Origin of the sequence: Microcoleus sp. S13_C3 (assembly GCF_036700905.1) — a bacterium.
Lineage (GTDB): Bacteria > Cyanobacteriota > Cyanobacteriia > Cyanobacteriales > Microcoleaceae > Microcoleus.
Genome location: NZ_JAUBPT010000348.1, coordinates 1 through 1533 on the forward strand (window position 1 = coordinate 1; position 1533 = coordinate 1533).

The following is a 1533-nucleotide window of genomic DNA, read 5'->3' on the forward strand; positions in this document are numbered from 1 at the left end:
AAGCTCAACCTTTGTTTTATTAGGCTGATGATTAGAAGGCTTGCACCCTCTTCTTAGATGTCAAATGGGTTCTATAGCTGTATAACCAAAACTATCTACAAGCACTTCAGACTCTTGAAAAAAAATTAATTTGTTAAAATCCTCTAATTTGTCAAGGTAATATTTATCGTTTAAGCGTTTTTCATTGACTTTATTAATATTTGATTTATCTATAACCTTTTTGTCATGGCTATGATAAAGATAGAAAGAAAAGGCTGAAGCTAGCTCTTCCTTACATACAGAGTAGCGATTAGCGTGGTCTTGTTGAAGATCGTCAAGGAGCCAGAACAATGAATCAACTGCAATTAGGTAACTTTTCATCTCAAGATAATCAACCTCTTTAAGTAAAGCCTTAAATAAGGTTTGAATATTTCTTGAGATGGAAAGAAGCGATTTTATAGATTCAAAGTAAACTTGGCTATCCTGGCTGATGTTTATTTTCCCAGTTTCATTTATCAAAGAATTAAGTATCTGAGATTGGAAATCATAGTTTGAGCATCGAAGTACACCAATTTTTCGTAGTTGACCTACAAATTCCGCCTCACTTTCTTGTAATCCCGCTCGAAATAAGTCTAAGGCTAGCTTTTGATCTCTGTCTGAGATGGCTTGCTTTAAATTCTGTGCAATTTGCTCAATCTGCTTTTTACTTTTCATTAATTAACTGGTATGGTTGGAGCAACGAAGCTATCATTAATAGTCTTCTAGTGGACTTCAAAAATTGCTGAAAGATTCCTCAAGACATACCATTACATGGCAATGAAATCCGCTCTCTAAAAAAACGCTAAAACCGCCTTTTCAGCGGTTATTTTTCAGCGGTTATGATGCGGCAGTCGTAACGACTACCCCTAGGCTTTGCCTAATAAAATTATAATTTTAGGGCATTCAAACGTCAAGACACCGACAATGAATTGAGCTACCCAGGTGATGGGAAGGAATTTTTAATGCTGATTTTCCCACCCAAAGCCGATCGCCCTCCATCCCCCGACACTACAGCAAACGGGCGATCGCGCGCCCCCGTTCTCCCCATCTCAAAATTTCCTGACAGTTTTATTGCTAAAACGAAGTCATAACGAGTATGATTTAACAACAAGCAAAAAAGAGAGCCGCCATGAGGATCGAAGAAATACCCCTCAACCAGATTCGCCGCCCCCTGCCGCGAGTCAACGACCAAACCAAAGTCGCCGCCCTCATGGAATCCATCCGCGAGGTAGGTTTAAACGAACCCATCGACGTGCTAGAAGTAGATGGTCAGTATTACGGATTTTCCGGCTGCCACCGGTACGAAGCTTGCCAGCGTCTCGGTTTAGAAACTATCCGCTGTAAAATACGCCGAGCTCCCCGTGCCGTGTTGCAGATGCACCTAGCCTGAGCCTCTCAACAGAAATCCACGACAGGCAAAGATATTCGATCGACAATCACTAGACTTCTTGCAAAAGTCCTTTCGATCAAATTTTCGGACGGGCTCTCCGGCCCATCCCACAAGAGAAAAAACTT

3 protein-coding genes are annotated in these 1533 nt (G+C 41.2%); 2 read left to right on the forward strand and 1 reads right to left on the reverse strand.

All coding sequences use genetic code 11. The features are described 5' to 3' along the window. Positions 1–60 precede the first annotated feature (60 nt). A complete protein-coding gene (locus tag QUA16_RS36635; RefSeq protein WP_333109754.1) occupies positions 61–693 on the reverse strand; it encodes a hypothetical protein in 633 nt (210 codons plus the stop codon). Positions 694–980: 287 nt separating this feature from the next. Between QUA16_RS36635 and QUA16_RS36640 the strand changes: the two genes are divergently transcribed. Together QUA16_RS36640 and QUA16_RS36645 are read left to right on the forward strand one after the other, a co-directional pair. Then, positions 981–1109 carry a hypothetical protein gene (locus QUA16_RS36640; protein WP_333109756.1) on the forward strand — a complete coding sequence of 43 codons (129 nt, stop codon included), beginning with the start codon at positions 981–983 and terminating at the stop codon, positions 1107–1109. Between the two features lie 38 nt (positions 1110–1147). Further along, positions 1148–1408, forward strand: a complete 261-nt coding sequence (locus QUA16_RS36645) for a sulfiredoxin (RefSeq protein ID WP_333041516.1) — start codon at positions 1148–1150, stop codon at positions 1406–1408. Positions 1409–1533 lie beyond the last annotated feature (125 nt).

What these genes read in the sequence shown, in the direction of transcription:
- QUA16_RS36645 (WP_333041516.1), top strand. Translation starts at nt 1,148, where the DNA reads ATGAGGATCGAAGAAATACCCCTCAACCAGATTCGCCGCCCCCTGCCG.
- QUA16_RS36635 (WP_333109754.1), bottom strand. Translation starts at nt 693, where the DNA reads ATGAAAAGTAAAAAGCAGATTGAGCAAATTGCACAGAATTTAAAGCAA.
- QUA16_RS36640 (WP_333109756.1), top strand. Translation starts at nt 981, where the DNA reads ATGCTGATTTTCCCACCCAAAGCCGATCGCCCTCCATCCCCCGACACT.